The 23,206-nt window shown below is 66.8% G+C and carries 22 protein-coding genes; 5 read left to right on the forward strand and 17 right to left on the reverse strand.

Translation table 11 applies throughout. The features are described 5' to 3' along the window. Positions 1 to 9: 9 nt before the first annotated feature. From ERC79_RS04580 to ERC79_RS04590, 3 genes are all read right to left on the reverse strand, one after another. Complete coding sequence (locus tag ERC79_RS04580; RefSeq protein ID WP_131576115.1) at positions 10 to 225, reverse strand: biotin/lipoyl-binding carrier protein; 216 nt, start codon at positions 223 to 225, stop codon at positions 10 to 12. A gap of 299 nt (positions 226 to 524) precedes the next feature. Then, entirely contained in the window at positions 525 to 824 is a 300-nt protein-coding gene (gene rsrA / locus ERC79_RS04585) for a mycothiol system anti-sigma-R factor (RefSeq protein WP_131576117.1), read from the reverse strand. Then, positions 821 to 1,531 (reverse strand): sigma-70 family RNA polymerase sigma factor, encoded by a 711-nt coding sequence (locus ERC79_RS04590; RefSeq protein WP_131576119.1) that lies wholly within the window; start codon positions 1,529 to 1,531, stop codon positions 821 to 823. Before ERC79_RS04590 ends, rsrA begins: the two co-directional genes overlap by 4 nt. A gap of 175 nt (positions 1,532 to 1,706) precedes the next feature. Between ERC79_RS04590 and ybaK the strand changes: the two genes are divergently transcribed. After that, positions 1,707 to 2,201, forward strand: coding sequence for a Cys-tRNA(Pro) deacylase (gene ybaK, locus ERC79_RS04595; RefSeq protein WP_131576121.1), 495 nt, complete (start codon positions 1,707 to 1,709; stop codon positions 2,199 to 2,201). A gap of 95 nt (positions 2,202 to 2,296) precedes the next feature. Then, entirely contained in the window at positions 2,297 to 3,313 is a 1,017-nt protein-coding gene (locus tag ERC79_RS04600) for an LLM class flavin-dependent oxidoreductase (protein WP_131576123.1), read from the forward strand. On the opposite strand, the gene ERC79_RS04605 is transcribed toward ERC79_RS04600, so the two are convergent. Continuing rightward, positions 3,300 to 4,064 carry an SOS response-associated peptidase gene (locus ERC79_RS04605; RefSeq protein WP_131576125.1) on the reverse strand — a complete coding sequence of 255 codons (765 nt, stop codon included), beginning with the start codon at positions 4,062 to 4,064 and terminating at the stop codon, positions 3,300 to 3,302. The genes ERC79_RS04600 and ERC79_RS04605 overlap by 14 nt on opposite strands. Positions 4,065 to 4,156: 92 nt before the next feature. On the opposite strand from ERC79_RS04605, the gene aroA reads away from it, so the two are divergent. Further along, complete coding sequence (gene aroA / locus ERC79_RS04610) at positions 4,157 to 5,485, forward strand: 3-phosphoshikimate 1-carboxyvinyltransferase (RefSeq protein ID WP_131576127.1); 1,329 nt, start codon at positions 4,157 to 4,159, stop codon at positions 5,483 to 5,485. After that, positions 5,482 to 6,474 (forward strand): ribosome small subunit-dependent GTPase A, encoded by a 993-nt coding sequence (gene rsgA / locus ERC79_RS04615; RefSeq protein WP_207390482.1) that lies wholly within the window; start codon positions 5,482 to 5,484, stop codon positions 6,472 to 6,474. The genes aroA and rsgA overlap by 4 nt, the downstream gene beginning before the upstream one ends. A 53-nt stretch (positions 6,475 to 6,527) precedes the next feature. Here rsgA and ERC79_RS04620 read toward each other — a convergent pair whose 3' ends face one another. From ERC79_RS04620 to ERC79_RS04650, 7 genes are all read right to left on the reverse strand, one after another. Then, positions 6,528 to 6,917 (reverse strand): PLD nuclease N-terminal domain-containing protein, encoded by a 390-nt coding sequence (locus tag ERC79_RS04620; protein ID WP_131576129.1) that lies wholly within the window; start codon positions 6,915 to 6,917, stop codon positions 6,528 to 6,530. A gap of 178 nt (positions 6,918 to 7,095) precedes the next feature. Next, positions 7,096 to 8,334: an acyl-CoA desaturase gene (locus tag ERC79_RS04625; RefSeq protein WP_131576131.1), complete on the reverse strand. Its 1,239-nt coding sequence runs from the start codon at positions 8,332 to 8,334 to the stop codon at positions 7,096 to 7,098. 60 nt (positions 8,335 to 8,394) lie between these two features. Next, entirely contained in the window at positions 8,395 to 9,648 is a 1,254-nt protein-coding gene (locus tag ERC79_RS04630; RefSeq protein WP_131576133.1) for a fatty acid desaturase, read from the reverse strand. Between the two features lie 171 nt (positions 9,649 to 9,819). After that, on the reverse strand, positions 9,820 to 10,935 hold the full coding sequence (locus ERC79_RS04635) for a ferredoxin reductase (RefSeq protein WP_131576135.1): 1,116 nt from the start codon (positions 10,933 to 10,935) through the stop codon (positions 9,820 to 9,822). A gap of 107 nt (positions 10,936 to 11,042) precedes the next feature. Continuing rightward, a complete protein-coding gene (locus tag ERC79_RS04640) occupies positions 11,043 to 11,567 on the reverse strand; it encodes a hypothetical protein (protein WP_131576137.1) in 525 nt (174 codons plus the stop codon). Between the two features lie 60 nt (positions 11,568 to 11,627). Then, positions 11,628 to 13,064 carry a wax ester/triacylglycerol synthase family O-acyltransferase gene (locus ERC79_RS04645; RefSeq protein ID WP_131576139.1) on the reverse strand — a complete coding sequence of 479 codons (1,437 nt, stop codon included), beginning with the start codon at positions 13,062 to 13,064 and terminating at the stop codon, positions 11,628 to 11,630. A gap of 5 nt (positions 13,065 to 13,069) precedes the next feature. Next, on the reverse strand, positions 13,070 to 13,531 hold the full coding sequence (locus tag ERC79_RS04650) for an HAD-IA family hydrolase (protein ID WP_131576141.1): 462 nt from the start codon (positions 13,529 to 13,531) through the stop codon (positions 13,070 to 13,072). 221 nt (positions 13,532 to 13,752) lie between these two features. On the opposite strand from ERC79_RS04650, the gene ERC79_RS04655 reads away from it, so the two are divergent. Further along, positions 13,753 to 14,253, forward strand: a complete 501-nt coding sequence (locus ERC79_RS04655; protein WP_131576143.1) for an Rv3235 family protein — start codon at positions 13,753 to 13,755, stop codon at positions 14,251 to 14,253. An 8-nt stretch (positions 14,254 to 14,261) separates the two neighbouring features. Here the strand turns inward: ERC79_RS04655 and secA are convergent, their stop codons facing one another. From secA to mtrA, 6 genes are all read right to left on the reverse strand, one after another. Continuing rightward, positions 14,262 to 17,147, reverse strand: a complete 2,886-nt coding sequence (gene secA, locus ERC79_RS04660; RefSeq protein WP_207390429.1) for a preprotein translocase subunit SecA — start codon at positions 17,145 to 17,147, stop codon at positions 14,262 to 14,264. Between the two features lie 112 nt (positions 17,148 to 17,259). Beyond that, entirely contained in the window at positions 17,260 to 17,931 is a 672-nt protein-coding gene (raiA, locus tag ERC79_RS04665) for a ribosome-associated translation inhibitor RaiA (RefSeq protein WP_131576145.1), read from the reverse strand. A 260-nt stretch (positions 17,932 to 18,191) separates the two neighbouring features. Beyond that, positions 18,192 to 18,866, reverse strand: coding sequence for a ComF family protein (locus ERC79_RS04670; RefSeq protein ID WP_131576147.1), 675 nt, complete (start codon positions 18,864 to 18,866; stop codon positions 18,192 to 18,194). 47 nt (positions 18,867 to 18,913) lie between these two features. Beyond that, positions 18,914 to 20,707 (reverse strand): MtrAB system accessory lipoprotein LpqB, encoded by a 1,794-nt coding sequence (lpqB, locus tag ERC79_RS04675; protein ID WP_131576149.1) that lies wholly within the window; start codon positions 20,705 to 20,707, stop codon positions 18,914 to 18,916. Continuing rightward, positions 20,704 to 22,503, reverse strand: coding sequence for an MtrAB system histidine kinase MtrB (mtrB, locus tag ERC79_RS04680; RefSeq protein ID WP_131576151.1), 1,800 nt, complete (start codon positions 22,501 to 22,503; stop codon positions 20,704 to 20,706). The genes lpqB and mtrB overlap by 4 nt, the downstream gene beginning before the upstream one ends. After that, a complete protein-coding gene (gene mtrA / locus ERC79_RS04685) occupies positions 22,500 to 23,177 on the reverse strand; it encodes an MtrAB system response regulator MtrA (RefSeq protein ID WP_131576153.1) in 678 nt (225 codons plus the stop codon). Before mtrA ends, mtrB begins: the two co-directional genes overlap by 4 nt. Between the last annotated feature and the right edge of the window lie 29 nt (positions 23,178 to 23,206).

The following is a 23,206-nucleotide window of genomic DNA, read 5'->3' on the forward strand; positions in this document are numbered from 1 at the left end:
CTCGCGAAATCAGCTGATAGTGGCGATCAGGTCGCCCTGCTGAATGACATCGCCGACCGTGACATCGACCGACGTGACCTTGCCCGCCACCTCGGCCAGGACGGGGATTTCCATCTTCATGGACTCGAGGATCACCAGGGTATCCCCCTCGTTCACCTCTGCACCTTCGGTGACAACTACCTGGTAGACGGTCGAAACCATCTCGGCGCGCACATCTTCTGCCATCGAGCACCTCACTCTTCCCGGACGGTCGCGGACCAGCCAATGGAACCACACCCGACCACACGTGAAACACTAGGATGGACTCGACTTCGGAACAGAAAAGGAGCTACTCATGGGTAAGCGTGGTCGTAAGAAGCGCAGCCGCAAGGGCAACGCCGCCAACCACGGCAAGCGTCCCAACGCCTGAGACGCGCACTGACCTGATCAGGGGCCCGCAAGCATCCGCTTGCGGGCCCCTGATCTCGCTTCCAGGCGCGTCGAGTACCCTGGCGCGCCCGATCCCTCCGGGTCAGTCTTCAGGGTCAGTCTTCAGGGTCGCGATCGACGGCGAATTCGGTTTCGGTGAGGATCACCGTGCGCCGAATCTCGACCGACAACCGTTCGCGCAGTCCAGCCGGCGCATGCTCACCACCGCACTTTCGCCCGATCAGACGCTTGACCTTCTCCTCGATGCCGTAGGACTCGAAGCAGGCTCCGCAATTGTCGAGATGCCGCTGGATCCGCTCCCGCACGTTCTCGTCACACTCGCTGTCGAGCAGCAACCAGACATCCGCGATCACCGCCGAGCAGTCCAACTGCTCGAACTCGTTGTCCCCGGTCACCGAGTCACCTCCTGCTCCGCAGCGTCGACTGCGCCATTTCGGTTGAATCCCCGTTCCCGGGCCACATCCGCGAGCAGACCCCGCAACTGCTTCCGTCCGCGGTGCAACCGAGACATCACCGTGCCGATGGGTGTACCCATGATCTCCGCAATCTCCTTGTACGGGAAGCCCTCGACGTCCGCGTAGTACACGGCCATCCGGAACTCCTCCGGCAGAGCCTGCAGCGCAGCCTTGATGTCGTCGTCGGGCAATGCGTCCAGCGCCTCGACCTCGGCCGAACGCAGACCCGTCGACGTGTGTTCGGCGGTCGCCGCGAGCTGCCAGTCCGTGATCTCGTCGGTCGGGTACTGCGCAGGCTGGCGCTGCTTCTTGCGGTAAGAGTTGATGTAGGTGTTGGTGAGGATCCGATACAGCCAGGCCTTGAGATTGGTCCCCTCTTTGAAGGAACGAAACGCCGAGTACGCCTTGACGTACGTCTCCTGGACCAGGTCCTCGGCATCCGCCGGATTGCGCGTCATGCGCAGCGCAGCGCCGTACAGCTGATCGAGGAGCGGCAGCGCATCGCGCTCGAACCGCTCGATCAGCCGATCGTGAGGCTCCGGTCCGTCACCGGTGAGGTGGGCCGGGCTCGCGAGGCCGTCTTCGTGGTCGTGATCGCCGCGCACGCTGATCCCTTCGCTTGCCGTAGGGGTCAAGGCTACCGCCATCCCCCGCACGACAGCTGGACGACTCGACTCCGCCGCGGTATCCGGACGAGCCCGCTCTGCACACAACACCGGCACCGACCACTCCCTTCGCTGATGCAGCTTCTCGGGTGAATTCAACAGCGCGGGGGCTCCGCGTGTTCCCGACCCGGATCGGGCGGGCTCTAGAGTCGTCATCATGGCTGGAACCTCGACTCCCGCAACAATGCTGCTCGCCAGGGAGAAGGTGGCCCATCGGATCCACAGCTACGACCACGACGCGCGCGCTGCATCCTTCGGCGATGAGGCGGTGGACTCGCTCGCCGGTCACCTCGGAGTGGAACCGGCCCAGATCTTCAAAACCCTCGTGATCAAGACGGACTCGGGCAAGCTGGCGGTCGCAGTGTTGCCGGTGCCCTCGAAACTCTCGCTCAAGTCCGCCGCGGCGGCGGTGGGCGCAAGCAAAGCCGTGATGGCCGAGCAGACCGACGCGGAACGCTCCACCGGCTATGTCCTGGGCGGCATCTCACCGCTCGGGCAGCGCAAGCGGCTGCCGACGGTGATCGACGCCTCCGCCCTGCACTGGGACCGCATCCTGTGCAGCGCGGGACGCCGCGGCCTCGAGATCGAGGTGGCTCCGCAGGACTTGGTCCGGCTGTCGGGCGCGGTCGTCGCGGAGCTAGCCGTCGGCTGACGGGGCGGAATTCTCGGCCGCTCAGCGTGGTTCCATCACGTGAAGACAGATCTGACCGATCTCACCCATCTCAGCAAGTGAAAGCCGGTATCCGCGTGACTGCCCTCCCCCTCCCTCTCTCCATCCTCGACCTCGCCCACATCGGCGCGGGTGAGACTGCCGGCGACAGCTTCCGGGCCAGCGTGGAGATGGCCCGCAACGCCGAAGGGTGGGGTTACAACCGGATCTGGTATGCCGAGCACCACAACATGCCGTCCATCGGATCGTCTGCAACCAGTGTGCTGATCGCACACATCGCCGCGAACACCGAGCGGATCCGGCTCGGCGCGGGCGGCATCATGCTGCCCAACCATGCGCCGTTGACGATCGCCGAGCAGTTCGGGACCCTCGCCGAACTGCATCCGGGCCGGATCGATCTGGGCGTCGGCCGCGCGCCGGGCAGCGACCAGCAGACCATGCGGGCACTGCGCCGCGACCCGAGTTCGGCGGAGTCGTTCCCACAGGACGTACTGGAACTCCAGGGCTACCTGACCGGGCCGTCGCGGGTTCCCGGTATCGAGGCGACACCCGGCAAGGGGACGGATGTGCCGCTCTACATTCTCGGGTCGTCCCTGTTCGGCGCCCGACTGGCCGCCGCCCTGGGCCTGCCGTACGCGTTCGCCTCGCACTTCGCACCGAATGCACTGTTGGACGCGGTCGCGATCTACCGGCGTGAGTTCCGCCCATCGGCGCAGCTGGACGAGCCGTACGTGATCGCGGCAGTCAACGTGATCGCCGCGGACACCCAGGATGAGGCGGACCGGCTCTTCCTGGAAACCAAGCGCAAGCGAGTGGGGCTGTTCGTGGGCCGCGGCCGGACGTTCACGTCGGAAGAGGCCGACATGATCCTCGACTCGCCGGCCGGGCAACAGGTACTCGCGATGGTGCGGTACTCGGCCGTCGGCACCCCGACCGTCGTACGCGACTACCTGGACCGGTTCGCCGGGCAGACCGGCGCGGACGAGTTGATGGTCGTGTCCTCGGCCACCGAGCGGACCGCATGGATGCGCTCGCTGGAACTGGTCGCCGACGTGACCGGCCTCGCCGCCCGGACTGCGGTCACAGCAGGCTGATCTGTTCCCCCGCCCGCTCCCCCGTGTCGGGCGTGAGGAGATCGGGGCCGTTGTTGCGAACGCTGTTCACCCGCGGTGACACCCGGCGGATCTCCACAGGCGCGACGGATTCGAGGCTCGGGCGGATCAGGTCCGGGTGGCCGAGGCTGTCGGGATCCAGCCAGGCATCCCAGCGGTCGGGCGGCATGATCAGCGGCATCCGGTCATGCACGTTCGCCAGCTGGTCCACCGAGTCGGTGGTGAGGATCGTGGTGGACAGCAACGGCGCCTCCCGGGGCGCTTTCGGGTCGTGCCACACCGACCACAAACCGGCCATGAACAGCCGCTCACCATCGCCGCGGGACATGTAGTACGGGACCTTCACGACCTTGCCGGCAGTGTCGCCGGGGGCCGGCTCGGTCTGCCACTCGTACCAGCCGTCCATCGGTACCAGGCATCGCTTGAACCGCAGCGACGTCTTGAACGCGGCCTTGGTGGCGACCGTCTCGGAGCGGGCGTTGAACAGCGGCGCACCCTTGCCCGGTTCGGTCGCGTACGAGGGCACCAGCCCCCAGCGCATGCGCCGGATCCGGCGGCGCACCGGGCTGTGGTCGTCGCCGTGATCGTGCCGCGCGACGACGGTGAGCACCTGCGTCGTGGGCGCGACGTTGTAGTCCGCCGTCTCGGGACCGGATTCCCCTGTCTCGTTCACGGCGTCGAGTTCCACCGCGAGCGTCGCCGGGTCGGCCGTCGTCGCATACCTGCCGCACATGCCTGCCCACTCCCTCGTCGTCGCGTGTAACCGTCCACTCCCATGCTGGCACGGTTACCACGAGGCGCCCACGCATAGGCGAAGATGGACGGGTGAGTGTTGAAAGCCTGTGGAAAGCGCCCCGAGCCGAAGCCCCCGTGGATGCGTCCGTGACGCTGCCCGGATCGAAGTCGATCACCAACCGGGCGCTGATCCTCGCGGCCCTCGCGTCGGGGCCGTCCACCATCACCGGCGCGCTGCGCAGCCGCGACACCGACCTCATGATCCAGGGACTGCGGGCGCTCGGCGTCTCGATCACCGCCACGCCCGACGCCGCGACCGGCACCACCCTGCGCGTGGTCCCCGGCCCGATGACCGGCGGCACCGTCGACTGCGGCCTCGCCGGCACGGTGATGCGCTTCCTGCCGCCCGCCGCCGCCCTGGCCGACGGCACCGTCGCCGTCGACGGTGACGAGCAGGCCCGCACTCGGCCACTCGGCACGATCCTCGACGCCCTGCGCGGGCTGGGCGCCGACATCGACGGTGACGCGCTGCCCTTCACGGTGCACGGGCGCGGCGCCCTGCGTGGCGGCACGGTCACGATCGACGCGTCCGGGTCGTCACAGTTCGTGTCCGGACTGCTGCTGTCGGCGGCCCGCTTCGACGAGGGTGTCACCGTGCGGCATCAGGGCGGCTCGCTACCGTCGATGCCGCACATCGACATGACCGTCGAGATGCTGCGCCAGGCCGGCGTCACCGTCCACACCCCCGGCGAGAGCGGCGACGCCGACACCTGGAGAGTGTCACCCGGCGCGGTGGACCCGGTGAACTGGGTGATCGAGCCCGACCTGTCGAACGCAACGCCGTTCCTGGCGGCAGCCGCGGTAACCGGTGGCACCGTGCGGGTGCCACTGTGGCCGTCGCGCACGACGCAGCCCGGTGACGCGATTCGCGGCATCCTCACCGACATGGGCGCCGGCGCACGCCTCTCGGAGGGCGCTGCGGGAATCCTCACCGTCACCGGACCGAAGACGTTGCGCGGCATCGACATCGATCTGCACGACATCGGCGAGCTCACCCCCACCGTCGCGGCACTTGCGGCGCTTGCGGACGGTCCGTCGGTGCTGCGCGGCATCGCGCACCTGCGCGGCCACGAGACCGACCGGCTCGCTGCACTGGCCACCGAGATCAACAAGCTCGGCGGCGCCGTCACCGAGACGGACGACGGCCTGCGCATCGAGCCGCGTCCGCTGCATGGCGGGCAGTGGCACTCGTACGCGGACCACCGGATGGCCACGGCCGGCGCAATCATCGGCCTCGTCGTGGACGGCGTCGAGATCGAGGACATCGGCACCACCGCGAAGACGTTGCCCGGATTCGAGAACCTCTGGGCGACAATGCTGGACGCGTCCGCATCCTCCCAGCAGGGAGCGGTGTCCTGAGTCGCCGGCGGTACGACGAGTCCGACGTCCGGATCCGGCCTGGCAAGGGGACGCGGCCGCGGACCAAGACCCGGCCGGAGCACCTCAGCGCCGAGGAATCGATGGTCGTCTCGGTCGACCGCGGACGCTGGGGCTGCGCGCTGGGCGGCGACCCCGACCACGTGGTGGTTTCGATGCGCGCCCGCGAGCTCGGGCGCACCCCGATCGTGGTGGGCGACCAGGTGAGCATCGTCGGCGACCTGTCCGGCAAGCCCGACACACTCGCCCGCATCGTGCGTGTCGCCGAACGCAAGACGGTACTTCGCCGGACGGCCGACGACACCGACCCGTACGAGCGGATTGTCGTCGCGAATGCGGCGCAGTTGTTGATCGTCGTCGCGCTGGCCGACCCGCCGCCGCGGACCGGCTTCGTCGAGCGGGCTCTGGTCGCCGCCTATGTGGGCGGGCTGAAGCCGATCCTGTGCCTGACCAAGAGCGACCTGGCCACGCCGGACGAGTTCGCCGCGACGTTCGCCGGCCTCGACATACCGGTGGTCGTCGCGGGCCGGGACGACCCGCTCGACGAACTCACCGCGATTCTCAACGGCCAGGTGACCGCACTCATCGGACACTCGGGCGTCGGGAAGTCGACGTTGGTCAATCGTCTTGTACCCGATGCCGATCGGGCCACCGGCGTGGTCTCGGGCGTCGGCAAGGGCCGACACACCTCGACGCAGTCCGTCGCACTGCCGCTGCCGGGCGGCGGCTGGGTCGTCGATACCCCCGGCATCCGATCGTTCGGGCTCGCTCACATTTCGCCGGAGAACGTCGTGGGGGCCTTCACCGATCTCGCGGCAGCCGCCGAGGACTGCCCCCGAGGCTGCACCCATCTGGGCCCGCCAGCCGACCCCGAATGTGCGCTGGACAAGCTCACGAGCAAGTCTGCGGACCGCGTAGCTGCGGTCCGCCTCCTACTCGAGGCACTCTCGACGAACGAGTCGTGGAACTGACTCACTCCGCGAGGTCGTGGACCGGACTCACTCCACGAAGTCGTGGACCTGACTCACTGCGTCGAGGTCCGGCGCGCCCGCGCCGCGAGGGTGCGGTACTCGTCCGCATTGATCGTTCCCTCGTCGAGAAGCGCCCGCGCCGTGGCGAGTTCACGGTCCGCCGACGTGCCGGTCACATCCCCGATGTTCAGGTCCTCGGCTAGTTCGTACCCGCGTACCGCCGCGGCGGAGCGTTCTGCCATGCCACGGCCTCTCACGATCAGATACACGACGGCCGTGAGGACCGGCACGACGAACAGGAAGAGGACCCACACCGCTTTCATCCAGCCGGACGTCCGATGGTCGCGTACCAGGTCCGTGAGGATCGCGATGAGGACCATCAGATAGGCCGCAAACGCGAACCAGGCGAAGGCAAACCAGAACCAATCCCAAAACGAGTCCATTGTCCGCTCCGTTCAGCTGACGAGCTCGAAAAGACCCTGCCTGGATACTCTCTCACTCACTGCGGGGCCCGGTCCAGGCCTCGACCAACACAGCAAACATGGCGATCGCGACGATCCCCGGCGGGACTCGAGCCTGATCGGTTCGTGCGGCACCGGGGATCGGGACGAGTGCGACCGTCTAGCGCGACACCAGCGCGCGCAGTCCGCGACGCTTCTTGGACGCCTTGATCGCCGAGAGCAATCCGCGCCGTCGGCCGGTGAGCGGGTCGACGGTCGGGACGGCATTGCCGCCGAACTTGCGCTCCGACGCGGTCTCCGGGGCATCGTCGGCGGTGTCCTTGAGGTACTTGTTCGGCAGCGACAGCTTCGCGATGGTGCGCCAGGACTTGAGGTACTGCACCGGAAGCGGGCCGGTGGTGTACGGAAGGTCGTACTTCTCGCACAGCGCCCGCACCTTGACCGCGATCTCGGCGTACCGGTTGGACGGCAGGTCCGGGTAGATGTGGTGCTCGATCTGGTAGCTGAGGTTGCCGGTCATGAAGTCCATGACGGGTCCGCCGGAGATGTTGGCGCTGCCGAGCATCTGCCGCAGGTACCACTCGGCCTTCGTCTCGTTGTCGACGTCGGCCTTGGTGAACTTCTCCGCACCGTCCGGGAAGTGGCCACAGAAGATGACGGCGTTGGTCCAGAGGTTGCGGATGACACCGGCGGTGAGATTTGCGGTGAGTGTCGACTTCCATGCCTTGCCGGTGAGCGCCGGGTAGACGACGTAGTCCTTGGCGACCTGCTTGGCGATCTTGGCGCCGACTTCCTTCGCGTTCCGCTTGGTGAACTCGCGGTCGTCGCGGCCGGCCGCGACCTTACCCAACTCGAGCAGCTGGATCGCAATGCCGTACTCGAACAGCAGCGCCAGGATCGCGTTGTACGCGACGTTGCCGTAGTTGAATGGGCGCCAGCGCTGGTCGCGGGTGACGCGTAGCAGGCCGTAGCCCACGTCGTCGTCCATGCCCAGGATGTTCGTGTACTTGTGATGCAGGTAGTTGTGGGTTTGCTTCCAGTGCGCCGACGGGTCGACGTTGTCCCACTCCCAGCTCGCGGAGTGGATCTCCGGGTCGTTCATCCAGTCCCACTGCCCGTGCATCACATTGTGCCCGAGCTCCATGTTCTCGATGATCTTCGCGACGCCGAGCATTCCGGTACCGAGCAGCCACAGCGGCCGCTTCCGGCTGCCGAACAGCACCGCACGCCCACCGATCTCGAGCCCACGCTGGAGCCGGATCGTATTGCGGATGTAGCGGGCATCGCGCTCCCCGCGCGCGTCCTCGACGTCCCTGCGGATCGCGTCGAGTTCCCGGCCGAGGGCCTCGACATCGGCATCCGTCAGATGCGCATACTCCTTGATGTCCGTAATAGCCACGGCCCTACCGTATCGTAAGTTACGAGACCGTAGGTTAAGGAAGTCGCACTGTGCTTCAGATCACGATTGGCGCATGAGGCGGCGCGAGCGGGCCGCCTTGTGGTCCCGCAGCGCCGACAGCAGTCCGCGGCGCCGACCGGTGTCCGTGTCGATCCGCAGAGCCTCGGCGATCTTCGCACCCGTGCCGGCGAACTTGCGCTCGGACGACGTTTCCGGGGCGTCGTCCGCCGTCCGCAACAGGAGCTTGTCCGGCAGCGCTAGCTTGTGCACCGTCCGCAGCGCCAGTAGGTACTGCCGACTGAGCGGACCGGTCGTATAGGGCAGGTCGTACTTCTCGCACAGCGACCGCACCCGTACAGCAATCTCGGCGTACCGGTTGGACGGCAGATCCGGGAACAGGTGGTGCTCGATCTGGTAGCAGAGGTTGCCGGTCATGAACGCCATCACGGGGCCGGCATCGATGTTCGCACTGCCGAGCATCTGCCGCAGGTACCACTGCGCCCGCGTCTCGTTCTCGAACTGGTCGACGGTGAACTTCTCCGCACCGTCCGGGAAGTGCCCACAGAAGATCACGGCGTACGTCCACAGGTTGCGCGCCAGATTCGCCGTCGCGTTCGCGGCCAGCGTGTGCTTCCACGCCGGACCCGTCAGCAAGGGGAACAGCACGAAGTCCTTGCCGACTTGACGGGCGATCTTGACCGCGAACTCCTTCTTGGGCTTCGAGTTCCACCGTTGTCGGTCGTCGCCCTCGAGCCGCAATTGCGCTTCCAGATCGTGCAGGGCAATACCCCACTCGAATGCGGCCGCCAGGATCACGTTCGCAATCGGCTGCAGAAGGTTGATCGGACGCCACTTCTCGTCACGCGTCATCCGCAGGATGCCGAATCCCACGTCGTCGTCCATGCCGACGATGTTGGTGTAGGTGTGATGCGAGTAGTTGTGCGCGCGCTTCCAGTGCTCGGACGGCCCGGTCTGGTCCCACTCCCACGTAGTGGAGTGGATCTCCGGATCGTTCATCCAGTCCCACTGCCCGTGCATCACATTGTGCCCGAGCTCCATGTTCTCGATGCACTTCGCGAACGAGAGCAGCACCGTGCCCGCGATCCAGGCGGGACGCCGCCGGCTCCCGAACAGCACCAGCCGTCCTGCGAGTTCGAGTGAACGCTGCAACCGGATCGTGCGCCGAATGTAGCGGGCATCTCGCAGGCCCCGCGACTCCTCGACATCGCGGCGAATCGCGTCCAGCTCACGCCCCAGCGCTTCGATATCACTGTCTGTGAGGTGGGCGAACTCTGTGATGTTCGTGATGGCCACCGAAGATCCTCCGTTGAATAGACCAGGTCTGACACGATCAGACCACCGGCGCCAGCCACCGACGCAAATAACTGCCTTCAACGATACGGGAATCCGGACACCCGCAGTCGTCACGGCCGCCGGGATCACACTCGAGCCCGGAAGTCGAACCGCGGTCCGTTTCCCGGGCCGTCACGCCTCGAGAGTGCAGTCGCCGGCGGCCGCGGAGATGCAGGTCTGAATCCGCTCCCCCTCCGCGTGCTCCTTGCCCGAACGCAGGTCGACGGCGTGCCCGGACGCGAGCGGGACGACGCACGTCTGACAGATGCCCATGCGGCAGCCGAACGGCATCAGAGCACCGGCCTTCTCGCCCGCCTCGAGCAGCGTCGTCGCGCCGTCGACCTCGATGACCTTGCCGGACTTGGCAAAGGTGACGGTGCCGCCCGCACCCGACAGGTCGGCCCGGGAGACCGCGAATCGTTCCAGATGCAGCCGGTCGGTGATCCCCTCCCGGTCCCACATCTCCTCGATCTCGTCGAGCATGCCGAGTGGACCACACGCCCACGTCTGCCGCTCACGCCAGTCCGGGCACACCTCGTCCAGCGACGCCAGCGCGAACTTGCCGCCGGTGCGGGTGTGGCGAATATGGCAGCGCAGCGAACTGTGCTCGGCCTGCAGCCGCGCGAGTTCGTCACCGAACATCACGTCGTTCTGAGTCGGCGCGGAATGTACGTGGACCACGTCGGGCAGATCGCCGCGCCGATCCATGGTCCGCAACATCGACATCACCGGGGTGATACCGCTGCCCGCGGTGAGGAACAGCATCTTCGCCGGCGGGGGCTCGGGCAGCGCGAAGTTGCCGGTCGGCGCCGCGAGGCGCACGATCGTGCCCGCCGGAACTCCGTTGACGAGGTGACTCGACAGGAAGCCCTCGGGCATCGCCTTGACAGTGATCGAGATCAGCTTGTTGTCGATGTTCGGTGCCGACGTCAGCGAGTACGAGCGCCAGTGCCAGCGACCGTCCACATGAAGGCCGATGCCGACATACTGACCCGGCTGATACCCGAAATCGAATCCCCAGCCCGGCCTTATCACGAGCGTCGCCGAGTCGACCGTCTCCGGGCGGACCTCGACGATACGGCCGCGGAGTTCACGCGCGGACCACAACGGATTGACCAGATGCAGGTAGTCGTCGGGAAGTAGCGGCGTCGTCAACCTGGTCACGGCTCCGCGCACCAGGTTCGCCACCGACCGGTTCGAGCCAGCGACCCTGGCCGCAGGCGCCTCGATCCAGCTCTTCAGTCCCATCCGGCCTCCATCACGTTTCCGAGCTCACGATTAGCGTAATCCATCAGGCTACGGTCGCGTAAGTTACGGCACAGTGCGGATCCGGGAAGGTCCGGGTGGGCCGTCGGTCAGAGAAGTTCGAGCAAGAACGGCAGCTCTTGTGTCGCGTACCAGGCAAGCTCATGATCCTCCGCGTCGCCGAGATCGAACTCCGCATCCGCGTCACCGAGATCGGCGGCATCGATCGCCTCGACGGCCTTCTCGACGTCGGCCTCGGCCTCCGCCAGGTCGACATGCACGGACGCAACCTGTTCGATCGTCACCACGCCCGCCAGCCGTACGACCGCATCATCGAGGTCCGGGCGCGGGGTCACGTCGTCGACATCGGCCGCAATGACCGCGCGGCGGAACCGGGGCGCTGTGCCCTCGCCGGCCCCACCGCCGTCCTCGGGCGTCTCGGTGGCGATCAGCCGCAACGACGCACGCGCGGCCTCGGCCATCGCAACCTCCGAGAGCTCGTCGTCATCACCCGAGCTGTACGCCTCCCGGAGGGCTGGGGTGAGGGCGAACGCGGTCCTGCTCACCGGCAGCACCTCGCCGTCCGCGACCAGCTTCTGCAACATCGCGATCGTCGCGGGCACGTAGATCCTCATGCCCGCGCTCCCGCAGTCCACGCGCGCGCCACTCGCGTCCATCCGCGCCCGCCGACCGACTCAGCCACTGGCATCCACCAACTCCTCGAGAGACTCGTGCAACAACGCGGCCACCACATCCACATCGGCCATGGCGTCGCGATCTGCATTCAAACCGTAGTAGACATTGCCGTCGTAGGACGTCAGCGCGATGCTCAGGGTCTGATTCTTCAACAGCGGCGACACGGGATACATCTCGACCATGCGCATGCCCGCAAGATACAGCGGGATCTGTGGCCCCGGCGCATTCGTGATCATCAGGTTGAACATCCGCTGCGACAGGTTGCTCGCCGCACGCGCACCTCGAGCGTGCAGCGAGGCCGGCGCGAACCCGGAGAGCCGGATCATCGTCTGTGCGGTCACCTGGCGACTCTGCCGCGCGAACGCCTCCGTCGCGTGCGCGACGTGCGACAGGCGCACCACCGGGTTGGGTTCACCGACTGGGAGATCCACGAGGAACGACGAGGTCCGCCCGTGTGGCCGGGACGCCTCGTTCTCGCTGCACACGTCGACGACGCTCGCCCCGTTCGTACCGGGCTGAGACTCGCAGATCGACATCGGCACCAACGCGCGCAGCGTCGTGGCCTCGGCGACCGGCTCGCCGCGTGAGAGCAGCCAGTTCCGCATCGCACCCGACACCACCGTCAGTACGACGTCGTTGATCGAGCATCCGTAGCGGCCCCGGATCCTTCGATACCGCTCGAGGTCGGTCCGCGCGACCGCAAAACGCCGGTTGCGCGAGATCGGCACGTTCAGCGGACTGACCGGGGCCGGCTGTGCCGCAGTCCGAGCCAGGGCCGCGAGCTTGCCGACCATGTTCGCCGCCTCGTCGAGGACGGAGGTCATGTCCCCCAATGTCATTCGCAGTGTCGCGAGACCCTCGCTCGGCCTCGACACCAGTTGCGCGAGGGCCGCCGCGACCAGCGTCGGCTCGCCCGGAACCGGCTCCGGCATCCACAGGTCGTCACTGGTGACGCGAGGCGCGTCCGCCTCGTCCAGGATCACCTGGCTGATCTCGAGCGCCTTCTCACCGTCGACCAGAGCCGAGTGCGACTTGGTGAAGACGGCGCACCGGTTACCCTCCAACCCCTCGACCAGGTACATCTCCCACAGCGGCCGGGAGGTGTCCAGCGGCCGCGAAGTGAGCCTGGCTACCAGATCCTGCAACTGCTCGTCCGACCCTGGCATCGGCAGCGCCGACCGTCGGACGTGATAGGTGATATCGAAGTCCTGGTCGTCGACCCAGACCGGCCGGGCATACCCGTACGCGACCTCTCGAACCTTCTGCCGGTACCGTGGCACCAGGTGTAGTCGTCCTTCGATCAGCCGGAGCAGATCTTCGAAGTCCAATCCCTCCTCGGGCAGCTGCAGGATCGCCAGCGACCCCAAGTGCATCGGGGTACTGCTCGCATCGAGAAAATAGAACGACGCGTCCTGCGTGGTCAACCTCGTCGCCATTGCTGCTACCGCCCCCTGTCCGACGGACCCCTGCCGTCTACCGAACCCCAGCCGCCCGATTCGCGCGCATCGCCCGAATCGAGAAGAATCCCAATCTCTTCCGCGGCCTGCGCCGCGTCGGCATGGTGCACCCCCACCATGCCCGACGCCACCGCTCCGCGCACATTCGCAACGAGGTCGTCGACAAACACGCACTCACCGGGGTCCAAACCGAGGCGGGCAGCAGTCAGCCGATAGATCCGCGTATCCGGCTTCGCCATTCCGACGTCACCGGACAACACCACTTCGTCGACGAACACCCCCGCGAGATCGCGCAGCCGCTGCCCCGCCGGACCACCCGGATCGTTGCTCAGGATCGCGGTTCGCACACCCCGGCGCCGTGCGGCGTCGACGAGGCCGGCCATCAGATCTGCATCCGCGCCGAATCCCGCGAGTACCCCACCGAAGTCCAGCACCAATCCGCGCACGCCTTCACCCTAGGACGCTTCTCCCGGGTCCGGCGAGACGAGTCGCCGCTGACCCCTACCGAGACGGCACGGATCGTGCAATGCTTGCCGCCAGATTCCGTAACTCTCCGCGGAGTCGACCCGAGATCGCCCGGCAGGAACGTCCGAACCAGCGACCCCCACCGGCATCCGTCGACAACCACATGTCGCGAACCCAGGTCCGCGACAACGGAGAGGCCACAATGAACACCGAGCACCGATTTCTTTCCCGCGCACCGCAATTCGAACCACCCGCTACGGGGGCCGCACGACCGTCCCGAACCACGGTAGCGGCGGCCGCCCGCCGCTCGCCGCACAGCGGGCGCTCACCCAGGAACGGGTCCGCACCCGTCACCGCAGATTCGACCCGACCGGCATCGGATGCTCGGCGGTTCGCAGAGCACGCCCTGCGACTGACACTCGAAGTGCTCGACCGCCGCCGACCGCCGACTCAACTACGTCCGCTGCTGACGCCCGCGGTGCACGACCTCGTGCAAACACTGGCCCGGTCGGCGCCGGCCGGTACCCACCTGGGCACGGCGACGCTCGCACGCGTCCATGTCCGGCCGGTTCACCACCAGGCTGCCGAGGTTTTCGGCACCTACAACCGCGGCGGCCGGGTGTTCGCCGTCGCCGCCCGTATCGAACGCGGCAACAGCAGACACCCGGCCGGCTGGGCGATCACATCACTGCGGATCGCCTGAGATCATCGCTAACGCTTCCGCTTCGTGCGCGGCGCCTTCTTCGTGGCCTTCGCATCCTCGCGGGCCGCCTGGCGACGCTCACGGCGAGAGCCCGTGTCTCCATCGGACTCGGACGCCACCCGGCTGACCTGCGCGCTGCCGTCCTCGGCGGGACCGGAGAAGGTCAGCCCGCGCGGTTCGACCTCGTCGAGACCCTTGGCCTTGAGCGCCGCGGGAGCCGCGGGACGCGTCTGCTCCTGGGCTGCCTGCTCGGTAGGCAACGGCTGCGAACCCTGGCCCTGGGACAACGCCGGGCCGCCAGCTGCTGCAGCCGCTGCGGACGCCGCAGTGACGCTCACCGGGGAACCGCCGCCCTGTGGGGTACCGGCCTCCACCTGGAGGTTGAACAGGAATCCGACCGACTCCTCCTTGAGGCCCTCGAGCATCGCGATGAACATGTCGTAGCCCTCGCGCTGGTACTCGACCAGCGGGTCGCGCTGCGCCATCGCGCGCAGCCCGATGCCCTCCTTGAGGTAGTCCATCTCGTAGAGGTGCTCGCGCCACTTGCGGTCCAGCACGGACAGCAGCACGCGACGCTCGAGCTCACGCATACCCCCCACGCCGGCGATCTCGTCGACCTGCTGCTCACGCTTGGCGTACGCATCCCTCGCGTCCTTCAGCAGCGCCTCGAGCAGCTCCTCACGACCCAGGTCCGACTCTCCGGCCTCGGCCGCGCCCAGCAGCTCCTTGTGATCGACGCCCACCGGGTAGAGCGTCTTGAGGGCCGTCCACAACTGGTCCAGATCCCAGTCCTCGACATACCCCTCGCCGGCCGCGCCGTTGACGTATGCAGTGATCACGTCGGTGATCATCGAATCGATCTGCCCCTCGAGGTCCTCGCCCTCGAGGATACGGCGGCGCTCCGCGTAGATGACGGTGCGCTGCTTGTTCATCACCTCGTCGTACTTGAGGACGTTCTTGCGGATCTCGAAGTTCTGCTGCTCCACCTGCGTCTGTGCACTCTTGATCGCCTTCGAGACCATCTTGGCCTCGATCGGTACATCATCGGGCAGGTTGAGACGGGTCATGATCGACTCGAGCGCCGCACCGTTGAAGCGTCGCATCAACTCGTCGCCTAGCGACAGGTAGAAACGCGATTCACCGGGATCGCCCTGACGGCCGGAACGACCGCGCAACTGGTTGTCGATACGGCGCGATTCGTGACGCTCGGTGCCGAGCACGTACAGGCCACCCGCGTCGCGAACCTTGTCTGCGTCTTCCTTGACCTCGGCCTTGACCTTCTCGAGCACGCCCTCCCAGGCCGCCTCGTACTCCTCCGGGTTGTGCACCGGATCGAGCCCCTGCTTACGCAGCACGAGGTCGGCGATGATGTCCGGGTTGCCGCCGAGCACGACGTCGGTACCACGGCCGGCCATGTTGGTCGCCACGGTCACCGCACCCGAGCGCCCCGCCTCGGCGACGATGGTCGCCTCCTGCTCGTGGAACTTGGCATTGAGCACGCTGTGCACCACTCCGCGCTTGGTGAACTGCTTGGAGAGGTACTCCGAACGCTCGACGCTGGTGGTACCGATCAGGACCGGCTGACCCTTCTGGTGCCGCTCGACGACGTCGTCGACAACGGCGTCGAACTTGGCCTCTTCGGTCTTGTAGATCAGGTCGCCGTTGTCGACACGGATCAGCGGACGGTTCGTCGGGATCGGGATGACGCCCAGGCCGTACGTCTGGTGCAGCTCGGCGGCCTCGGTCTCGGCGGTACCGGTCATACCCGAGAGCCGCTCGTACAGCCGGAAGTAGTTCTGCAGCGTGATCGTGGCGAGGGTCTGGTTCTCGGCCTTGATCTCGACCTTCTCCTTGGCCTCGATCGCCTGGTGCATGCCCTCGTTGTAGCGGCGGCCCACCAGCACACGGCCGGTGAACTCGTCGACGATGATGACCTCGCCGTCGCGGACGATGTAGTCCTTGTCCTTCTGGTAGAGCTCCTTGGCCTTGACGGCGTTGTTCAAGTAGCTCACCAGCGGCGAGTTCGCGGCCTCGTACAGGTTGTCGATACCCAGCTGGTCCTCGACGAACTCGACACCGGCCTCGTGCACACCGACGGTGCGCTTGCGAATGTCGACCTCGTAGTGGACGTCACGCTTGAGTAGCGGCGCGATACGGGCGAACTCGCCGTACCACTTGCTGGACGCGTCGGCCGGGCCCGAGATGATCAATGGCGTACGCGCCTCGTCGATGAGGATCGAGTCCACCTCGTCGACGACGGCGAAGTTGTGGCCGCGCTGCACCAGGTCGTCGAGGCTGTGCGTCATGTTGTCGCGCAGGTAGTCGAAGCCGAACTCGTTGTTGGTGCCGTAGGTGATGTCCGCGGCGTATGCCTTGCGACGCTCAGCGGGGGTCATCCCGGACAGGATCACGTCGACCTCGAGCCCGAGGAAACGGTGCACGCGGCCCATCCACTCGGAATCTCGCCGGGCGAGGTAGTCGTTGACGGTGACGACGTGCACGCCGTCGCCGGAGATCGCGTTGAGGTACGCCGGGAGCACACAGGTGAGGGTCTTGCCCTCACCTGTCTTCATCTCGGCGACATTGCCGAAGTGCAACGCCGCGCCGCCCATCACCTGCACGTCGAAATGACGCTGGCTGAGCACTCGGCTGGCGGCCTCCCGGGCAACGGCGAACGCCTCGGGCAGCATTTCGTCGAGCGTCTCGCCGTCGCCGTAGCGCTTGCGGAACTCGTCGGTCTTGGCCCGGAGTTGCTCGTCGGACAGCTTCTCGACCTCCGGGGAAAGGGAGGAGACATGATCGGCGATGTGCTTGAGCCGCTTGACCATGCGACCTTCACCTACACGGAGCAGCTTCGATAGCGACAGTGACGGCACGGTCTTCTTCGTCCTCATTCCTCGGTGTCAGATATGTGACAAACGGAATCCGGCCGAGGTCGGGTGACCCCAGCCGGATCCCATGGTATGCGCAATCACGGTCGAGAGAGTAGCCCGACCACCCGCAATGTCATGCCAGGCGTATCAATCCGTAGTCGAACGCGTGGCGTCGGTACACGACGGAGGCTCGATCGGTCTCCTTGTCGTGGAACAGATAGAAGTCGTGCCCGACCAGCTCCATCTCGTACAGCGCGTCGTCGACAGTCATCGGTTCGGCGGTGTGAATCTTCGTCCGCACGATCTGGCCGGGGCCGGGCGGCGCCTCGCCGTCGAGGGAAATGTCGTGATCGATCGCCAGCGAGTCGTCCTCGGCCAGCGCGGCCGTGGCCTGCGCGACGGAAACGGGCGTCTTCTCTCCGTAATGGACCTTTCGACGGTCCTTCGAGCGACGCAGTCGGCTTTCCAATTTGGCAGTCACGGATTCGAATGCCGCGTAGAAACTGTCCGCGCTGGCTTCCGCGCGAACGATTGGGCCCTTGCCGCGAGCCGTGATCTCGACCCGCTGACAACTCTTGGCCTGCCGGCGATTGCGTTCATGCTGGAGTTCCACGTCGAAGTGGAAAATGGAGGGATCGAAGCGCTCGAGTCGCGCGAGCTTCTCGGAAACGTAGACCCGGAAGTGATCCGGAACCTCTACGTTGCGTCCTTTGACGACGATTTCAGCGTTGTTCGCGCTCGATGTGCCTCGAGCCTCTGCGGTGTCGTCTTCGACGAAAACCGAGGCGTGCGTAGGGGTCGTCACTCGTACCTCCCGAATATCGGCCGGCTCACTTCGGAGACCGGCGAGTTCGATCTAGACCGGGCAGGGAACCACCCGGCGTCAGAACGTGAAATATCACCTCCCACCTGTGTCTTCGGGTGTGAACGCGACGCTAGTACGTAACCGCGCCATGTGCCACTCTTCAGACCGAATTCACCGGCGTGTCGTGCGAAACAATCATTCGGTCCGCGACCGGTGCAGATACCTTCCTGAGCCGCGGCGGCGGTGTCCGAGTTGTCTGATCATGCGTACGCGAGAACAAGCACCGCTCCCACCTGCACTCCAGCGGTCGCGAGGACCCGAACCGACTCGGCGGCGGTCGCCCCCGTCGTGAGGACGTCGTCGACGAGAACAACTTCCGGACACGATCGGCGGGTGCGAAGAAAATCGTCCGGCACCTTGTCCGACACGCGAACCCGGCCCGCCAGATTGTCCTGACGCTGCGCCGCCGACAGCCCCACCGAATCTCGCACCCCGCGGCCCATCGACAACGCCGGGCACACTCGGCTACCGCGTCCCGTGGCCGTCGCGACGACACTGGCGATGCGAAGCACCGGGTCGCCGCCACGCGCCCGGGCCGCACGAGCCCGGGTCGGTGCCGGCACCAACCACAACGGGGCCAGCTCGGGCGGATCGAGTTCGCCCCATCGGCGCAACGTGTTCACCGCACCCGCGAGGGCCATTCCCATCGGCACCGCCAGATCCCGGCGGCCACGTTCCTTGGCCGCAATCACCGCGCCCCGCCGCGGCCCCGCATACGGCCCCAGCGCCCACACCGGGACGCCGGGATCGACACGCGGGCGGACGGCCACCGGATCGTCCGCCAGGGTTCTACGGCACCGCTCGCACCATCCGGAACCGGAGTCGCCGCAGCCCCCACACTCGAGCGGCAGAATCAGGTCCAGGAGGGCGCGCACCCGCCGATTGTGCCGCTGCGCACCGACAAGCTCGGCCAGACCGAGATTCAGCCCGGCAGGACCGGAACAGCCCCCACCCCGGTCAGTCCGGGGACCTCACGCCAGTACCGGTCCCCCGCCGGATCGTTGTTGTTGAGCTGGAACACCGCGCGCGAGTCCGCGACGTACTCGGTCGTCGACGACGCCTCGACCGTCAGCACCGGAGACGTGAGGTTCCGGCTCGGCAGCGGATCCATCCGCGAACCGTCCACGGCCAGCTGCACCACGGGAATCTCCGCGCCCGATCGGACCACGACCACCGTGTCGCCCGTACTCCAGTCGAGCGCCAGCGCCGCGCCGCCGAGTCCGTGGGCGATCGCCCGGGGGTTGGTGAGCGTGTACTCGCCGTCCCGCAATCGGATCACGGTGGCCACATAGACCTTTCCGTCCACGATCATTGCCGCGCGCACACCGTCCCGCGACAGGCGCAGTTCCGTGATAGGGCCGCCCAGCGCCGAGATCTCGCCGGTCTCCACATTCACCACCGTGAGCTTGCCGGTCCCGGTCTCACGGACTACGCGCACCACGGTCGATCCGTTGATTGCCGCCCACACCGTGGCACCGTCGAGCGACCACGACGGTCGCGTCACCGATTGCGCCTCGAGTGCGGTGGCGACGTTCCCGTCGTAGGTACCCACCACGAACGCGTTCTGCGCCTCCGGTACCGGCCTGCGGGTCTCGGCGACGGCCGCCGCGAGCGATCCGTCCTGCGACAGCGCGAGCGAACGCAGATTGCCGGACGCACCGAAGTAGCCGGGCACCGCAGTCACCCCGGAGTCGCCGACACTGACCAATCCACCCCCGCGCAGCGCGTGCAGACCCACCGTTGCGCCGGCAGTCGCCAGCGGGTTGAGCGACGCGACGTCGGCTGTCGTCCAACCATCCTTATAGCGCTCATCCAGCGGGTGACCATCGGCGAGGAGTACGTACGGACCTGAAATATCAGCACTCGACAGTGTCCAGACCACCTGCGCCGCAAGCAGTTCCCGGGATTGCGTGTTCATCTTCCCCAGGCCTTGGAAGTCGACACGGATCCCGCCGAGCCCCACCCCGACCTGGGACGACCGCCCATCCGCCTTGGTGATGGTGCCGAGAACCGAGACACCGCTGCCGAGCTCGTTGCGCACCGCACCGGCCAGTGACGGCTTGGGACCGTCGATGAGCAGCCCGATCAGCTGCGTTGCCATCTGGTCCTGGCTGGTCGCAACCCACCGTAGATCGGGCACTACCGTCTGTGCCGTCGGATCCAGGAAGTACAGCGACTTGCGTTCGTACGAGTTCAGGAACTTCGGACGGTCCATGATCACGCCCGGAGGCATGTCTTCGATCCGCCACTCTCCGTCGACCTTCACCCAACTGAACCGCGCCTCGTACGTTCCTTCTCGGGCTTGGTAGAGGCCACCCGGCTCGAGCTGTCCGACGCGGTTCGCCCGAATCGTGTAGACCGCCCGGTCGGCAGTGCGGTTCTCCAGGATCAGGTCGATCTTGTCGACGATCGTGGCGCTCGCCGCATCGTCCCAGCGCCCGGACATGTCCTTGGTCAGGAACTGCCGCGCCGCGAGATGACGGTTGGCCGGATCGGTGCTGGCCTCGACGAAGTCTCGCAGCAGCAGATCGGGTTCCCGGCCGGGGGCCGGCGCCTCCACGCTCGTGCTCACCGGGGGGCGCTCGATGGTCCCGAGCGCAAGCGGGGTCGACGAATCCGGCAGGTTCGCACAACCGGCGGCCAACAACGCCAGCACGGCCAGCAGAGCAACCGCAGCGGCGCGGACCGGGCGCCCTCCGGGTCGGGTGCCGGTCACGATTCCCGCTCCCGAACACGCGGCACGGTCGGCGCTTCGTCCGGGTCGGGCTGATCGACCGACACCGGCAGTGTCAACTCAGTCCGGTCGGTACTGGCCGGCGCGGGTGGCGACGGGGGTGCAGGCGCGGTCTCGGCCGGCTCGACGGCCTTCTCGCCGGGCAGTGCCTGCCCCGGAGCCTTCTTGCCCGATGGTGGCTTCAGCGGCAGTGGGCTGCGAAGCACCTTGCGTCCGCGGACCCGCGGCAGCGTCAACCGGAAGCACGCGCCCTGGCCGGGTTCGCCCCACGCTTCGAGCATGCCGTTGTGCAAGTTCGCGTCCTCGACGCTGATCGCCAGTCCCAGACCCGTACCGCCGGAGCGGCGGACCCGCGACGGGTCCGACCGCCAGAACCGGTTGAACACCAACTTCTCCTCACCCGGACGCAGACCGACTCCCTGGTCCCGCACGATGAACGCGGCAGCATCGTCGTCGGCCCGCAGACGCAGCAGCACCGGCTTGCCCTCACCGTGATCGATCGCGTTGGCGAGCAGGTTACGCAGGATGCGCTCCACCCGCCGGGGATCGACCTCCGCGACGACAGCGTCTTCCGGCAGGTCGACAATGAGCTCCGTGGACGTATCCTTCGCGAGGTGCCGAACGGTCGAGATGGCCGCCCGCGCACACATCCGCAGATCCAATTGCTCGGCCGCGAGCTCAGCAACGCCCGCATCGTGACGGGAGATCTCGAGCAGGTCGGCGAGCAGGCTCTCGAACCGGTCCAACTCCGTGACCAGCAGCTCCGAGGACCGTTTCAGCACCGGGTCCAGCTCGTCGCTGCTGTCGTGGATGAGATCGGCGGCCATGCGGACGGTGGTGAGCGGAGTGCGCAGCTCGTGGCTGACGTCCGAGGTGAACCGCTTCTGCAGATTGCCGAACTCCTCGAGCTGGGTGATCTGCTTCGACAGGCTCTCCGCCATCTCGTTGAACGACATCGCCAGCCGGGCCATATCGTCCTCACCGCGGACCGGCATCCTCTCCTTGAGACGGCCGTCCGCGAACCGCACGGCGATCCGCGACGCCGACCGAATCGGCAGGACCACCTGGCGGGCCACCAGCATCGAGATCGCCGCCAGCAGCACCGCGAGAACAGCGCCGCCGATCAACAGGGTGCCCCGCACCAACGACAGACTGCGGTCCTCGCTCGCGAGCGGGAAGACGAGATACAGTTCGAGCGTCGAGATGTCCGACGCCGTCGGGCTGCCGATGATCAACGCCGGACCGGAGTAACCACCCGGATCGGACACCGTCGCGAACTGGGAAGCGATCTGGTTCGCGCGGACGAAATCGCGCAAACTCTCGGGTATCTGGTCTGCCGGCCCACTGGACGTGGGCGGACGTGGTCCGTCCCCGGGCACGATCAGCACCGGATCGAAGGTACCCGCAGATCCCGACGTCTGGGCACCGTCCGTCGCCCGGTTGGTGAGCGAGAGTCTGGCGCTTTCGAGCCGAACTTCCAGCGATCCACTGTCGTCGGCGCCGGACAGCTCGGCCTCGACCGTGCTCCGGGCACGGTCGATTTCCTCGGTTGCCGCGGTGATTTTCGCTTCGAGAAGGCGGTCGGTGATCTGGCTGGTCAGCACCACACCGAGGATCGTGATCACGATCAGTGACAGCGACAGGGTCGAGACGACGACCCGGAGCTGCAGAGACCGACGCCAAGCGTGTGCCAACCAGTTGCCACACGCTCGGCACCAGCGGATCAGCGGCGAAAACGCCCTATTGGCTCGCCGCCGGGTCCGGCCGGCACCGATCACGGCGGTCCGGCCTTGTAGCCGACCCCCCTGACAGTCAGCACCACCTCGGGATTCTCCGGATCCTTCTCAACCTTCGCGCGCAAGCGCTGGACGTGCACGTTCACCAGACGCGTATCGGCCGCATGCCGGTACCCCCACACCTGCTCGAGGAGGACCTCACGCGTGAAGACCTGACGCGGCTTACGCGCGAGAGCGACCAGCAGGTCGAACTCGAGCGGGGTGAGCGAGATCAGCGCGTTGTCACGAGTCACCTTGTGCGCGGGCACGTCGATCATGATGTCGCCGATACTCAGGACTTCCGCCGGCTCCTCCTCGGTGCGGCGCAATCGTGCGCGCACCCGGGCCACCAGTTCCTTCGGCTTGAACGGCTTCATGATGTAGTCGTCCGCACCCGATTCGAGACCCAGGACGACGTCCACCGTGTCCGTCCGGGCCGTGAGCATCACGATCGGGACACCCGACTCCGCCCGCAGCACACGGCACACGTCGATACCGTTCATACCCGGAAGCATGAGGTCGAGCAGCACCAAGTCCGGCCGGATCTCACGGACAGCCGGCAGCGCCTGACTGCCGTCCCCCACTACGTAAGGCTCGAATCCCTCACCGCGAAGCACGATGGTGAGCATCTCGGCGAGAGCTGTGTCATCGTCGACAACCAGAATCCTTGGCTTCATATCCCTATCGTTACACCTTCGACGCCGTG

Origin of the sequence: Rhodococcus sp. ABRD24 (assembly GCF_004328705.1) — a bacterium.
GTDB lineage: Bacteria > Actinomycetota > Actinomycetes > Mycobacteriales > Mycobacteriaceae > Prescottella.

Excerpts from the sequence above, each read along its gene's own strand:
- ERC79_RS04605 (WP_131576125.1), bottom strand. The coding sequence starts at position 4,064 with ATGTGCGGCAGGTATGCGACGACGGCCGACCCGGCGACGCTCGCGGTG.
- secA (WP_207390429.1), bottom strand. The coding sequence starts at position 17,147 with ATGAGGACGAAGAAGACCGTGCCGTCACTGTCGCTATCGAAGCTGCTC.
- ERC79_RS04580 (WP_131576115.1), bottom strand. The coding sequence starts at position 225 with ATGGCAGAAGATGTGCGCGCCGAGATGGTTTCGACCGTCTACCAGGTA.
- ERC79_RS04640 (WP_131576137.1), bottom strand. The coding sequence starts at position 11,567 with ATGAGGATCTACGTGCCCGCGACGATCGCGATGTTGCAGAAGCTGGTC.
- ERC79_RS04620 (WP_131576129.1), bottom strand. The coding sequence starts at position 6,917 with ATGGACTCGTTTTGGGATTGGTTCTGGTTTGCCTTCGCCTGGTTCGCG.
- ERC79_RS04655 (WP_131576143.1), top strand. The coding sequence starts at position 13,753 with ATGAACACCGAGCACCGATTTCTTTCCCGCGCACCGCAATTCGAACCA.
- ybaK (WP_131576121.1), top strand. The coding sequence starts at position 1,707 with ATGGCTGGAACCTCGACTCCCGCAACAATGCTGCTCGCCAGGGAGAAG.
- mtrA (WP_131576153.1), bottom strand. The coding sequence starts at position 23,177 with ATGAAGCCAAGGATTCTGGTTGTCGACGATGACACAGCTCTCGCCGAG.
- ERC79_RS04590 (WP_131576119.1), bottom strand. The coding sequence starts at position 1,531 with ATGGCGGTAGCCTTGACCCCTACGGCAAGCGAAGGGATCAGCGTGCGC.
- ERC79_RS04645 (WP_131576139.1), bottom strand. The coding sequence starts at position 13,064 with ATGGCGACGAGGTTGACCACGCAGGACGCGTCGTTCTATTTTCTCGAT.
- ERC79_RS04635 (WP_131576135.1), bottom strand. The coding sequence starts at position 10,935 with ATGGGACTGAAGAGCTGGATCGAGGCGCCTGCGGCCAGGGTCGCTGGC.